At 41.5% G+C, this 13,014-nt stretch carries 12 protein-coding genes; 7 read left to right on the top strand and 5 right to left on the bottom strand.

The features are described from left to right. Positions 1 to 52: 52 nt before the first annotated feature. Both Q4574_RS12165 and Q4574_RS12160 read right to left on the bottom strand, forming a co-directional pair. Complete coding sequence (locus Q4574_RS12165) at positions 53 to 715, bottom strand: prepilin-type N-terminal cleavage/methylation domain-containing protein (RefSeq protein ID WP_303474416.1); 663 nt, start codon at positions 713 to 715, stop codon at positions 53 to 55. After that, positions 673 to 1,218 carry a GspH/FimT family pseudopilin gene (locus Q4574_RS12160; protein ID WP_303474415.1) on the bottom strand — a complete coding sequence of 182 codons (546 nt, stop codon included), beginning with the start codon at positions 1,216 to 1,218 and terminating at the stop codon, positions 673 to 675. The genes Q4574_RS12165 and Q4574_RS12160 overlap by 43 nt, the downstream gene beginning before the upstream one ends. Positions 1,219 to 1,298: 80 nt before the next feature. Between Q4574_RS12160 and Q4574_RS12155 the strand changes: the two genes are divergently transcribed. Then, entirely contained in the window at positions 1,299 to 1,661 is a 363-nt protein-coding gene (locus tag Q4574_RS12155; RefSeq protein ID WP_303474414.1) for a type IV pilin protein, read from the top strand. 421 nt (positions 1,662 to 2,082) lie between these two features. On the opposite strand, the gene Q4574_RS12150 is transcribed toward Q4574_RS12155, so the two are convergent. The 3 genes from Q4574_RS12150 to rpsT form a co-directional block, all read right to left on the bottom strand. Continuing rightward, the gene (locus tag Q4574_RS12150; protein WP_303474413.1) at positions 2,083 to 3,801 is read right to left on the bottom strand and encodes a lysophospholipid acyltransferase family protein; all 1,719 of its coding nucleotides are present in this window, start codon (positions 3,799 to 3,801) and stop codon (positions 2,083 to 2,085) included. Positions 3,802 to 3,909: 108 nt separating this feature from the next. Next, positions 3,910 to 4,710, bottom strand: a complete 801-nt coding sequence (locus Q4574_RS12145; RefSeq protein ID WP_303474412.1) for a UDP-2,3-diacylglucosamine diphosphatase — start codon at positions 4,708 to 4,710, stop codon at positions 3,910 to 3,912. A gap of 286 nt (positions 4,711 to 4,996) precedes the next feature. Further along, positions 4,997 to 5,257: a 30S ribosomal protein S20 gene (gene rpsT, locus Q4574_RS12140; RefSeq protein ID WP_303474411.1), complete on the bottom strand. Its 261-nt coding sequence runs from the start codon at positions 5,255 to 5,257 to the stop codon at positions 4,997 to 4,999. A 233-nt stretch (positions 5,258 to 5,490) separates the two neighbouring features. Here rpsT and murJ point away from each other — a divergent pair, with 233 nt between their 5' ends. The 6 genes from murJ (at position 5,491) to ispH (ending at position 12,902) form a co-directional block, all read left to right on the top strand. Then, entirely contained in the window at positions 5,491 to 7,059 is a 1,569-nt protein-coding gene (gene murJ, locus Q4574_RS12135; RefSeq protein WP_303474410.1) for a murein biosynthesis integral membrane protein MurJ, read from the top strand. A 184-nt stretch (positions 7,060 to 7,243) separates the two neighbouring features. After that, positions 7,244 to 8,170, top strand: coding sequence for a bifunctional riboflavin kinase/FAD synthetase (ribF, locus tag Q4574_RS12130; protein WP_303474409.1), 927 nt, complete (start codon positions 7,244 to 7,246; stop codon positions 8,168 to 8,170). A gap of 30 nt (positions 8,171 to 8,200) precedes the next feature. Then, positions 8,201 to 11,026 carry an isoleucine--tRNA ligase gene (gene ileS / locus Q4574_RS12125; protein ID WP_303474408.1) on the top strand — a complete coding sequence of 942 codons (2,826 nt, stop codon included), beginning with the start codon at positions 8,201 to 8,203 and terminating at the stop codon, positions 11,024 to 11,026. Next, a complete protein-coding gene (gene lspA, locus Q4574_RS12120) occupies positions 11,019 to 11,531 on the top strand; it encodes a signal peptidase II (protein WP_303474407.1) in 513 nt (170 codons plus the stop codon). Before ileS ends, lspA begins: the two co-directional genes overlap by 8 nt. Further along, positions 11,518 to 11,949, top strand: coding sequence for an FKBP-type peptidyl-prolyl cis-trans isomerase (gene fkpB / locus Q4574_RS12115; RefSeq protein ID WP_216049974.1), 432 nt, complete (start codon positions 11,518 to 11,520; stop codon positions 11,947 to 11,949). The genes lspA and fkpB overlap by 14 nt, the downstream gene beginning before the upstream one ends. An 11-nt stretch (positions 11,950 to 11,960) precedes the next feature. After that, positions 11,961 to 12,902, top strand: a complete 942-nt coding sequence (gene ispH / locus Q4574_RS12110; protein ID WP_303474406.1) for a 4-hydroxy-3-methylbut-2-enyl diphosphate reductase — start codon at positions 11,961 to 11,963, stop codon at positions 12,900 to 12,902. The last annotated feature ends 112 nt before the right edge of the window (positions 12,903 to 13,014 follow it).

Genomic DNA, 13,014 nt, shown 5'->3' with positions numbered 1-13,014 from the left:
TAATGTTACTGTGGTTAACACTATCGCTCCTAATTGATGGTTAGGGGAGGAGTTACACATCGTATTGACTCTGGAGAAATACATCTCGAACAATCTGTTGGCTTATGCTGCTATGCTTTTTCACTGAAGCAGAGAGATGTATTCGAATAGCCATGCTTGATTGAGAGCTAAAAATAATAGTAAATTGTAAATCTTCCACCTTAGTTACACTTGTGTCGGTAAGGTCTTGCCAGCCACCTGCTGTACAATTGGCACCATCTTGTCGCATTTCTACGGCATTATTATGCAGCCTGAATCCGTAATCCTCGCTACTTCCTTCAACATTGATAACACCATTCTTGTCTTTATCGTATGCATATAAAATGCAGCTATGACTGTTTTCTTTCGGATGTTTGTCTATCACAACAGGGTAATAAAATTGACTTAGGTAAATATCTGGGTCTTCTATTGCCTTGCTAATATCGGCATTAAAGCCTGCTCGTTGTAAATCTGCTGCGATCAGATCTGCAACGGTATTAAGCTCTTCATTCAAGCGCATTAACATTAGATATTTACTGTTTATTGCGGCGCTATTACCGACAAATCCAGCTAAGCTTGCCACTGCAGATAAGCCAATAGTCATAGCAATGAGTAGTTCAACTAGTGAGAAACCAAAGGATTTTGGACCTGAACTTAACATGGCTGGAATGCGCCAAGTTGCCCAGATTGCATGCAAATTCTCACCCGCCCCAAGTTGCTAATAATTAGCTTGGCAGCTTCACTACCGTTGCTAAACAAACCAGAGCCAGCATTACCAATAGCGGTGCCTCGCACGCCATCAAATGTAATGGCTTGATCTTTTCCCATGGTGACATTTGAGAATGAGATATTGGGAAAGTCTTCAGCTGATACACGATATTCAATTTCATCCACACTACACATTGATTTCGATTGGCAATCACAAGGGCCGGCATCACTGAGTGCTATGCACCAGTTATCCCCTTTTTTAAACTGAACTGTTATTTTTTTGTTTTTCGTTATCGCCGTTGATTTGGCTTGCTGCAACAAAAAGTAACTGGTTTGCAATGAACCCTTTAATTGCTGATGCCGCAGGGTTTGCATGATTGACGGGGCGCCAATTGCGCTAAGTAAGGCAATAATGGAAAGCACAACCATGACCTCCAAAATCGTGAACCCTTGAGAATAACTTGTTTGATGTCTTCGTTTGTATTTTTGCACTTTCAATACCCTTTGAAATTTTCCATGTGCTTTACTGATATTGAGTATATGAAAATTTAAAAAAGAGGGAGTACAGTTTTATGAGCAAGGGAGTTAGCTTAATTGAATTAATGGTCACCTTGGCAATGATTGCCATTCTGGTGGCGCTATCGGGTAATGTGTTTAGCGGCAATATTTTAAAGTCCCGCAGGCAACAGGCGCAGAATGAGCTAGTTGAAAACACCCTTATGCAGGGACAGTTTCGGCTAACCCACGGTCGTTATGCCAATGCTGAGGAATTGGGTTTAAAAAACTCTGAACACTACATTTTCAGTACAAAAAACAAAGGTGGGATAACCTTTACCTTAACCGCAAAGGCACAAAATAATCAGAAAAAAGACTCAGCTTGTAGCACCTTGACCATTAATCAATCCATGCAGCGTGAGCCTAAGGCATGCTGGTAAACTGCACAGGTAAGGGCAGAGTAAATACCAGCATATTATAAAAACAAGCGTTGTTGGGTAAGCCCTACTGTCATAAGAGCCACATTAACACTAGGTATGTAAGGGCAATTCCTAATGAAATGACGAGAATTTTAATAAATCCCTTTTTACCATCATCCAAGCTGTAACCATGGGTTTTTAGGTAAACTATCCAGATTAGAAATAGTGCAATAGGTATTAAAAATAAGAAGCGAAGCAACGTTTTTCTCCTAGCATCAGCGTAGATTTACTCAGGATATAAGTAATATGCTTAGCAGCAACGATATAGCGATTCAGTTGCAATAGTCAATGGTGAATCGCTAATATCCGTTGCTAAGGTGCTAGATGGTTTATTAGAAGTTGCTGCTATCGGGTTTTCTGATCCTTGATTGTTAGTGCTTGCTTAGCTTGCTTTTTTGATATCTTGCTGTAAATAACGCTTTTGTTTTTTAGATTTCATTTTCGAAATGTCTCCTAATGCTAACCCATCAATGCAATCGTTGAAATCAGGGTCGATATTAAAATCTAAAAATTGTAGCCCGTTATCGTCGTAGGTCTCAGAATATTGTTTATACAGGGTTGGCACCAGCATGCCCATATTCGCCAAAAGGTGTTTTAGGGTAGTGAAATCTTGTTTGTAGTTATCACCGGTAAATGGTGAGCTGAATTGTTCGCTCATTTCAAAGGGGAGCTTCGAACTCGCTAAGTTGGCTTGTGCGGGAAAGTACAACTGATAAAACTGCACAATTACACTTTTAGCAGCACTTGGATATGAATTGCTTAAACTCACAGGGCCGAATAGATACCGGTATTGCGGATTTTTCTGAATAAAAGCGCCAATTCCATACCATAGATAATCTAAGCTACGTCTACCCCAATAGCGAGGTTGCACAAAGCTGCGACCTAATTCCAAACCTTGTTCGAAATAAGGTTGCATGCTGTCGTTATAATTAAATAGCGTACTCGAATACAGACCGTCTACACCGTATTTCTCGATAATTCTTTTTGCGTCACCTATGCGATAAGCACCAGCAATTTCTAAATCATCGCTATCCCACAAGATAAGTTGTAAGTAGTGGTTGTCAAATCTGTCAATATCTCTGCGGCGATTACTACCTTCTCCTACCGCACGAAAAGCAACTTCTCTTAGGCGTCCTATTTCACGCATTATGGGCGACGATTTTTTGTACTGATATAAATATATCAGCTTGCCATCACCCGTTTCACCCAACAATTCGCATTCTGATTTGATGGCTTTGGATAATGTTTTACGATCCTCCGGCATGGCAATGGCCGTTTGTGTTTTATACACGCCACGTTTACCCGATGCGATTTTATATAAGTGTTTTTTAAACAATTTGACATGTTGAGTGCGCGACAAAGTGTTGTGATTGTAGGACTCAACGGGCACGATTTCACCGATTCTAATGGGCAGGTGTTTACGCTTTTGTTTAAACATTTCTTTTACTAGTAACGCAGTGGCCAGTGGTTTATACAACATTGATACCCCGTAGAATAGAGGCGAATTTTTAGCATCAATAAAAGTTGGAAGGATAGGTGAATTGGTAGATCGGGCAATTTTTAGAAAACCAGAATTCCAACGAGTATCCCTTACCCCTTGCGGACGCAGGCGTGATACTTCTCCGGCTGGAAAAATTAACACTGCACCTTCTTCTTTTAGGTGTTGATGTATATTTTGCAGGTGTTCTTTGGGGGTGCCGCCTTGCATATTATTGACCGGTAACAACATGTCTTGTAGGGGATCTAAAGTCATTAGCATCTGATTGGCGACGACTTTTACATCTTGCCTAATTTCACATAATAGCTTTAACAATGCTAATGCATCTAACGAACCTATGGGATGGTTGGCAATCACCACAACCCGTCCGGAACTTGGGATACGTTCTTTTTCAATATCTCTAACTGAGTAACTGATATTAAAATATTCTAAAACTTGTTCTATAAAATCTATGCCCTGGATATTTGGATAGGTTTGTCCAAATTCCAACATTTCTTTTTCATGAAGTAAGTGTCTTAAAGCGAATTGCAGGGGTTTCGAAAGCCAAGGGTTGTTTTCTGCTTGTGGGTAATGTTTTTTAATGACTTCTTCAACAGTGAACATATTCAAACCTTAATATATCTGCATTTTTGCGGATGTTACGTTGGAAATATGACAATTTAACGCCACATTTCTTGCAAATTTGTGACGTTAAATTTTCTGTGGAAGGAATTAGGCAGCTTGTGAATCTTTGGGTTTATCACTAGATTTAATCGGTATTACGTTGGCGCTTTCAGCTAATTTCGTCCAATACACTAATTCTAAGTGACCCTCTTCATTTTCAGTGAGGGCAGAACAGTTTTCAATCCAATCACCATCGTTGAAATAAGTAACCTGCCGTTTTGAACATATTTCTGGGTGATGAATATGGCCGCAGATGACGCCATCTAGTCCCCGACTTTTGGCTCGGTTACAACAGGCTTGTTTATATCTATCTATGGCTAAATTTGCCCCTTTAATATGCTTCTTAATATGCCCTGCGAGAGACCAATAAGGTTTTCCACGTAGAGTTTGGATGCGATTGAACCATCGATTTATAAATAACAACAAGTCATATGCTTTGTCGCCAATCCAGGCGTGAAATGGACCAAAACATACTTCTTCATCGAACTGGTCACCATGCAATACCAGCAGTTTCTTGTCATCTTGGGTGACATGTATGGTCTCACGTAGGACTTTGATATGACCAAACTCCATACCGTTGTACTTTTGTAATGGTTGGTCATGGTTTCCAGGTAGGTATATGACATTGGTTTCTGTCCGCGACAACTGCCAAATTTTGTGTAACACCTGGTTGTGGCTGTCTGGCCATCGAAATTGCTTGCTCATCGCCCACATATCAATAATGTCTCCCACCAAATAAATAGTTTCGAATTGGTGGTTACTTAGGAAGTCGAGTAAATATTCTGCTTTGCAGTCTTTGCAACCTAAATGGATATCTGACAACCAAACTGTTTTGTATTGTTTTTTCATGGGCGCACCATAAACGTGAAGTAAAAACCAGCCAAAATAAGTTTCTTGCAGTTATTTCAACTAACAAGAAATTTAAGTTTGTTTATGGGGTTTGAAAGTTAACCCAAGGGATTGACAGAATAGTGACGTTTATTTGAATAAATGATGACAGATTGAGCAATATTGAGGTAAGTGATAGTTACAATTCGATAAGTATAGCTATATGAGTACAGCACAATGAGTAGAAAAACAGGCATAAAAAAAGCGCCATAAGCGCTTTTTCTAATGTATTACTTAAAACGCGTAATTATAGAGCTTTGATCTGTGAAGCAAGGCGGCTCTTATGACGAGCAGCTTTGTTTTTGTGGATCAAACCTTTGGTTGCCATACGGTCAAGCAAAGGAGTAGCTGTAGTGTAAGCAGCTGTAGCAGCTTCTTTATCACCAGCAGCAATGGCAGCGATTACTTTCTTAAGGTAAGTACGAACCATTGAACGACGGCTAGCATTATGCTGGCGACGTTTCTCAGCTTGGATTGCGCGTTTCTTAGCAGACTTAATGTTAGCCAATTTGAAACTCCCGAAAAAAATCTAGTCAAAATTCAAGGGCGCAGATTGTGCCTATTTGCTAAGGCTTTGTCAAACAGTTTTGACGGAATAATCGATATTTACAACAAGTAAGCTAATTTCCCGAGGATTAAAGGCTGAGTGTAGACTCAGTTCACCTTTATCACGCATAATATCATCACCCATTTTAGATTACCCCCAGAGTTTTTACCGGATACGGTGTAAAGGAATCACTTTTGTCAAAAAAACTGCTTAAATCCGGTGTTATTGTCTCGTTCATGACCTTTTTATCTCGGATACTTGGTCTAATTCGCGATGTTGTGGTTGCCAACATGCTTGGTGCAGGCGCAGCAGCAGACGTGTTTCTTGTTGCCAATAAAATCCCTAACTTTTTACGTAGACTGTTTGCCGAAGGGGCCTTTGCGCAAGCATTTATTCCTGTGTTGTCGGAAGTAAAGGGTGAGGGGGATGAGGCACACTTAAGACTATTTATTGCAAAAGTGTCAGGTACTTTGGGTGTAATAGTTACTATAGTGACGATTTTAGGGGTACTAGGTTCGCCCGTTGTTGCCGCGATTTTTGGCGCAGGTTGGTTTGTAGATTATATCAACGATGGTCCTCATGGGGATAAATTCGAACCCTTTGCGTTGATGTTAAAAATCACCTTTCCTTACTTATTCTTTGTTTCTTTAACGGGCTTATCCGGGGCTATTTTAAATACCCTTAATAAATTTGCCGTTGCTGCGTTTACACCGGTTTTACTCAATGTTGCCATTATCAGTTGTGCCTTATATCTATCTCCTTACTTTGACAACCCTGAGTTTGCTTTAGCATGGGGAGTGTTCATCGGTGGATTGATGCAACTTATGTTTCAAATTCCATTTTTGTATCGAGCTGGTGTATTAGTTAAACCTCAATGGGCTTGGTCGGATCCTAAAGTTCGCAAAGTAAGAATGTTGATGATTCCCGCTTTGTTTGGCGTCTCGGTTAGCCAAATTAATTTACTTATCGATACAATGATCGCCACCACTTTAATGACCGGTTCGGTGAGTTGGTTATATTACTCTGACCGATTGTTAGAGTTTCCTCTAGGACTTTTTGGTATTGCTATCGCAACCGTCATTTTGCCCACCTTGTCCAAGCAATATGTGAGTAAAGACCGACAATCGTTTAGCAATAGTATGGAGTGGGGAATCAAAGTCGTGTGTCTACTGGGCGCACCGGCCGCAGCGGGCTTGTTCGTATTAGCTGAACCTATGTTGTTGACCATTTTTTACGGAGGAGCTTTTACATCCGAAGATGCAACTATGGCTTCTTACAGTCTAATGGCTTATTCAACGGGATTGTTGAGCTTTATGTTGGTAAAAGTATTGGCACCTGGTTTCTACTCTCGTCAAGATTTGAAAACGCCAGTACGCTTCGGCATCTATTGTATGGTAGCCAACATATTTTTTAATATTGCCTTGGCCATCCCCTATGGCTATGTTGGGCTAGCGATTGCAACGGCAATGTCGGCAACGATGAATGCAACCTTATTATACGTGCAGTTACACCGTTTAGGGGTGTTTCAAATTACCGCTAATACCTTAGTATTCTTGCTTAAAGTTCTAATCGGTTGCGTAGTCATGGTGTTAGTCATAAAGCATTTCAATTCTGATATCGCTGTTTGGCGAAGCATGGATACTTTATCCAAAGCACTCGAGTTAGCTAAGTTAATATTATCCGGATTCTTTTCATTTGTTGTAACGTTACTTTTGGTGGGGGTCAGAGTGAGTAGTTTTGTTGGTACTCACAAAGTTCGATAGAACCATTAAGTGACACAATTGTCAGATTTCATACCACTAAATTTGCGGATTTTTGTGAGTTTTATCGACTAATACTTACTTTTGCTAGTATATAACACCTATAGGCTTTCTTTACGTGCACAGTTCGTTATAATTCCCGCCTTTGAACGAAGTGAAAATTTAGTTTTTTGAATTGAGGAAAGCAGTGGAATTGATCCGAGGTTTACACAACATCCGCGAGAAGCACAAAGGATGCGTGTTAACAATAGGCAAATTTGATGGTGTCCATTTAGGCCACCAAGCAGTTTTGCGAAATTTGGTTCTTCAGGCCAAAACGCTTGGGCTACCATCCACTGTCATGGTATTCGAGCCTCAGCCAGAGGAAGTCTTTAGCCCTGAAGATGCGCCTGCTCGGCTTAGTAGATTGCGAGACAAGTTCGAACAACTTAGGTTGATCGGTGTGGATCGTTTGTTATGTATTAAGTTTGACCGCGAGTTTGCAAGTCAGAGCGCAAATTACTTTATTAAACATCTCCTCATTGAAAAACTAGGTATTAAGTTTCTCGTAGTGGGTGATGATTTTCGTTTCGGTCAAGGACGGCAGGGTGATTTCGAGTTGTTACAACAGAACGCCGACGAATACGGTTATAAAGTCGTCAGTACGCGAAGTTTTTTACGCAAAGATTGTCGCATTAGCTCAACTGAAATACGCACTGCTTTAGTCAATGGAGATATTGCAGAAGCTGAAGCGATGTTAGGTCGACCTTTTGCTATTGCTGGAAAAGTGGTGCATGGCGCAAAACGTGGACGAACCATAGGTTTTCCCACTGCAAACGTTTTATTGAAGCGATGTCAAACACCTATCCAAGGTGTTTTTGCTGTGAAAGTAAGGTTTGCTGGTGGCTATTTTAATGGTGTCGCTAATGTCGGCACGCGTCCAACGGTCAACGGCGAGCGTTCTCAACTTGAAGTGCATATGTTTGACTTTAATAAGCAAATTTATGGACAACTGATTCAAGTAGAGTTTATTAAAAAATTAAGAGACGAAATTAAGTTCGAGTCATTCGAACTACTGAAAAAACAAATAGAGTTTGATGCACAGATAGCTCGCGAGCTTTTGTGCGCTGATTAAAATAGATTTAAGAATTGGATTTTAGCCTTAATGAGCGATTATAAACATACGTTGAATTTACCCGAAACCGAATTTCCCATGCGCGGAAACTTGGCGAACCGGGAACCGCAAATGCTGAAGCAGTGGACTCAGAAAAAACTTTATCACGCTATTCGCGATGCTAAAAAAGGTAAAACACCTTTTGTTTTGCACGATGGCCCTCCCTATGCGAATGGGGATATTCATATAGGTCATGCGGTTAATAAAATTCTTAAAGATATTATTGTTAAATCTAAAACTTTATCTGATTTTGATGCGCCATATGTACCAGGGTGGGATTGTCATGGACTGCCTATTGAACTTCAGGTAGAGAAAAAAGTTGGCAAACCTGGTAAAAAAGTTACTGCAGCGCAGTTTAGACAAAAATGCCGTGAATACGCTGAGCGTCAAATTGCTGGACAAAAAAGTGATTTTATCCGTTTAGGTGTCTTAGGTGAATGGGATAAACCTTATAAAACCATGGATTTCACCTCTGAAGCCGACATTATTCGTGCATTAGGCGGGATAGTTCGTTCGGGACATTTGGAAAAAGGCTTTAAACCGGTTCACTGGTGTACGGATTGTGGTTCAGCATTAGCTGAAGCTGAAGTTGAGTACCAAGATAAGCAATCACCATCTATAGATGTGCGCTTTAGTGCAAAAGATCAAACAGCTATTGCGGAAGCCTTCAAGCATCCTGAAAATCATGTGGGAGAAGGGCCAGTATCTGTGGTTATCTGGACCACAACGCCTTGGACCTTACCCGCGAACCGTGCGGTATGTGTGAGCCCACAACTTGAATATACGTTAGTGCAAGTTGAAGGGGATAACCCAGAAAGGTTAGTGATCGCCTCTGACTTGGTTAGCGCTTGCATGGATCGATTTGGTTTTGAACATTATCACGCACTTGGCTACTGCCATGGTGACGCATTAGAAAATCAACAAATTTGGCATCCTTTCTACGACTTCACCGTTCCTGTGATTTTAGGTGACCACGTCACTACCGAGTCAGGTACAGGTTGTGTCCATACTGCGCCGGGGCACGGTGTTGACGATTTTAATGTGGGTGCTAAGTACGGCCTAGAAGTCGCCAACCCGGTCGGTGCAAATGGTGTGTATTTACCGGGTACTGAGTTGTTCGAAGGTGAGCATGTTTTAAAAGCCAATTCGCACATTGTTGACGTGTTGGTTGAGCGCAAAGCCCTTGTTCATCACCATGCTTATACTCATAGTTATCCCCATTGCTGGCGTCATAAAACACCTATCATTTTCCGTGCTACTCCCCAGTGGTTTATTAGCATGGACAAAAATGGTTTACGCCAACAGTCGTTAGATGAAATTGCTAAGACCCAATGGATCCCTGAGTGGGGACAAAACAGAATAGAAAGTATGGTGGAAGGTCGTCCTGATTGGTGTATTTCTCGCCAACGTACTTGGGGCGTGCCTATTGCTTTATTTGTGCATAAAGATACCGGTGATTTACATCCAAATACCGACGAACTATTGGAAAAAGTCGCTAAATTAGTCGAACAAAGTGGTATTCAGGCGTGGTGGGATATAGACACACAAGCATTTTTGGGGGATGACGCAAGTGAATTTGTAAAAGTTCCAGATACCCTAGATGTGTGGTTTGACTCCGGGGTCACTCACCATTTTGTGGTGGATAGTCGTGATGATATTCCCGCTTCTGCCGACTTATATCTTGAAGGTTCAGATCAACACCGTGGATGGTTTATGTCATCATTGATGACCAGTGTGGCCGAAAAAGGGCATGCGCCGTATAAGCAAGTATTAACCCATGGCTTCACCGTAGACGGTGAAGGCAAAAAGATGTCAAAGTCTATTGGTAATACCGTTGCTCCTCAAGAAGTGATCAACAAATTAGGTGCCGATATTTTGCGTCTGTGGGTAGCATCTACTGATTATCGAAGTGAAATAGCCGTTTCGGACGAGATACTGAAACGCTCTGCTGATTCTTATCGCCGTATCCGTAATACCGCCAGATTCCTCTTAGCGAATCTAAACGGCTTTAATCCAGAAACCGACTTGGTGCCTTTCGAAGAGTTAGTTGAACTGGATAAATGGGCTGTAGGACGTGCTGCAGAAATTCAAAAGGACATTATTCAAGCTTACGAAAAATATGATTTATTGGTCGTTAGTCAGAAAATGATGCAGTTTTGCTCCATTGAGCTAGGTAGTTTTTATCTTGATATCATTAAAGATCGCCAGTACACAGCTAAGGCTGACGGTCACGCTAGACGTTCTTGTCAAACAGCCTTATATCGGATTGTTGAAGCCCTAGTGCGCTGGATGGCACCTATTACCAGTTTTACTGCACAAGAACTTTGGCAGCAAATGCCAGGCAAACGTGATGAGTTTGTGTTTACAGGTACTTGGTATGATGAATTACCGAAGCAATCTACCTCTGGTAAATTCGATAATGAATTTTGGTTGCAAGTACTTGCTGTTAAAGAACAAGTTAACCGAGCGTTGGAGCAACAACGTAAAGATGGAAAATTAGGTGCCTCTCTGGAAGCTCAGGTAACCCTGTATGCCAGCAAAGAGTTAGCCGATAAACTGTTACAGTTACAAGACGAATTGCGCTTTGTCTTGATAACCTCTACTGCGAAAGTTGTCGAAGTGAGCACTAAGCCGGACGACGCCATTAGTACGGACATTCCTGAACTTTGGTTAGACATTGTCAAGTCTGGGGATGCTAAATGTGTGCGCTGTTGGCATCATCGTGAAGATGTAGGCAGTGATGAGAATCATCCTGAATTGTGCCATCGCTGCATAGACAATGTCGAAGGTTCCGGTGAGTCGAGGCAATATGCTTAATTCAATCTCGCAAACCGGTTTACGCTTTTTATGGCTTGCTGTGTTGACTGTGGTGTTAGATCAGTGGAGCAAACATGCCGTGCTGGCAGGCATGGAGTTATATCAATCAATTCAAATTACATCTTTTTTTAATTTGACCCATACTCGCAACTACGGTGCCGCATTTAGTTTCTTAAATGACGCGAGTGGATGGCAACGATGGATGTTCACGGCTATTGCGCTAGCAGTTAGTGTGGTGATTTTACGATGGCTAAAAGGCGCTAAAAAACCTCAAGTTATGTTGCCTGTGGCTTTTTGTCTAATTTTAGGCGGCGCAATTGGCAACGTTTATGATCGTATTGTGTATGGTTACGTCATCGACTTTTTACACCTTTATTATCAACAATATGAGTGGCCGGTATTTAATGTCGCGGATAGTGCCATCTGTTTAGGTGCGTTCTTATTGATTATTGATATGTTTAAAAATAAAGAAAAAGATGGAGAAACAGATAATGCTGGAAATTAATCAATCCAGTGAGGTGTTAATGCACTTTGATCTTAAATTATCTGACGGCTCAGCTGCAGATAGTACTAGAGTGAATAATAAACCCGCTAAATTGCAAATGGGGGATGGTAGTTTAACCGCGAATTTTGAATCTTGTCTATTGGGTTTGAAAGAAGGTGATAAGAAAGCATTTACCTTACAAGCAGACGAAGCCTTTGGTATGCCTAATCCTGATAATATTCATCATATGGATAAGTCCCGATTTTCTGCAGAGACTCCCATTGAAGTCGGCGCTATAATTGCTTTTAGTCAGCCTGATGGCAGTGAAATTCCAGGGATTATTCGAGATGTGGCTGGAGATTCTGTCACCGTCGATTTTAATCACCCCTTGGCCGGTCAAACAGTCATTTTTGATGTGGAGATCCTTAGCGTAAGCTAAGCGAGTAATTTATGCAGATTCATTTAGCCAATCCAAGAGGTTTCTGTGCCGGTGTTGACCGCGCTATTACGATTGTTGAAAGAGCGTTGGAAATGTTTGCTCCGCCAATTTATGTGCGTCATGAAGTGGTTCATAACAAATTTGTGGTTGACGGTTTAAAACAACGAGGTGCGAAATTCGTTGATGAGCTAAGTGAAGTTCCTGATGATAGTATCGTAATATTTTCTGCCCATGGTGTGTCACAAGCAGTGCGTAATGAAGCTGATAGCCGTGGCTTGAAGGTGTTTGACGCTACTTGTCCGTTAGTGACCAAGGTACACATGGAAGTAATGCGTGCGAGTAAAAAGGGAACGGAATGCATTTTAATCGGTCACCAAGGACATCCTGAAGTAGAAGGTACTATGGGGCAGTATAATAACGACGCTGGTGGCATTTATCTGGTGGAGTCAGTGGACGATGTTGCCAATGTGCCGGTAAAAAATCCGCAAAAATTATATTATTGCAGCCAAACTACACTGTCAGTTGATGATACCGCGGATGTTATCGATGCCCTACGCGAAAAGTTTCCAGCCATTGAAGGTCCCCGTAAGGATGATATTTGTTATGCCACGCAAAATCGTCAAGATGCGGTGAGAGAGCTTTCAGCTGACTGTGACGTTTTACTCGTTGTGGGAGCGCAAAATAGTTCCAACTCAAACCGCCTTCGCGAGTTAGCGGAAAAAATTGGCGCCCAAGCCCATTTAATCGACAGCGCAGAGTGTATTCAAAAAGAATGGCTCAATGGCGCAAAAAATATTGGCGTAACCGCAGGAGCATCAGCGCCAGAGGTTTTGGTTAAAGAAGTTATTGATAAGCTATTGAGTTGGGGGGCAAGCAAAGCACACGAGCGTCCAGGTCGAGAAGAAAATATCGAGTTTGCTGTGCCTAAAGAGCTCAGAGTGCGTCAATTATAATAGCTGTACATCACCCGCTGTCTCTGATTTGGCGGGTGATTTGTCTTTTTCTATTCATCATCGTTAGTCTTTAAGTATGGGAATGCATAATAAAACAAGTCTCGACCTTGCT

It is taken from the genome of Aliiglaciecola sp. 3_MG-2023, from assembly GCF_030548205.1.
In the GTDB taxonomy this organism is placed as follows: Bacteria; Pseudomonadota; Gammaproteobacteria; order Enterobacterales; family Alteromonadaceae; genus Aliiglaciecola.
This window is presented reverse-complemented; position numbering and strand designations above follow the sequence as displayed.

Bases quoted from the DNA above. Each gene is read 5' to 3' on its own strand.
- Q4574_RS12155 (WP_303474414.1), top strand. From the start codon at position 1,299: ATGAGCAAGGGAGTTAGCTTAATTGAATTAATGGTCACCTTGGCAATG.
- Q4574_RS12150 (WP_303474413.1), bottom strand. From the start codon at position 3,801: ATGTTCACTGTTGAAGAAGTCATTAAAAAACATTACCCACAAGCAGAA.
- Q4574_RS12145 (WP_303474412.1), bottom strand. From the start codon at position 4,710: ATGAAAAAACAATACAAAACAGTTTGGTTGTCAGATATCCATTTAGGT.
- ileS (WP_303474408.1), top strand. From the start codon at position 8,201: ATGAGCGATTATAAACATACGTTGAATTTACCCGAAACCGAATTTCCC.
- lspA (WP_303474407.1), top strand. From the start codon at position 11,019: ATGCTTAATTCAATCTCGCAAACCGGTTTACGCTTTTTATGGCTTGCT.
- fkpB (WP_216049974.1), top strand. From the start codon at position 11,518: ATGCTGGAAATTAATCAATCCAGTGAGGTGTTAATGCACTTTGATCTT.
- ispH (WP_303474406.1), top strand. From the start codon at position 11,961: ATGCAGATTCATTTAGCCAATCCAAGAGGTTTCTGTGCCGGTGTTGAC.